This window comes from Azospirillum sp. B506 (assembly GCF_000333595.1).
Classification (GTDB): domain Bacteria; phylum Pseudomonadota; class Alphaproteobacteria; order Azospirillales; family Azospirillaceae; genus Azospirillum.
This window is the reverse complement of record NZ_BADK01000977.1, coordinates 3885-4155: the sequence shown is the minus strand read 5'-3', so window position 1 is coordinate 4155 and position 271 is coordinate 3885.

Sequence of the window (271 nt, the reverse complement as noted above, 5' to 3'; positions counted from 1 at the left end):
CGCGAGAATCGCAATGCGCATGGTCCGATCCTTTTCTGCCCGCTTACCGGTGGATTGGCGAGTTTTGCATGAACTCTGTCCAGTTCGCCACCTATATGGCCCAGCCCGGCCGGCGATAGGATTTGTCCATCCCCCGCATCTAATGGCCCGGCCATCAAGCCTCCCCACCCCATCGATCTTGCGCCTCCCGTCCAGGAGAAGCACCCCGGCTCGCCTACCGGACGGCTGCCAAAATGGCTTCGGCGTCTCACCGCTGCATTCGGATTGACAC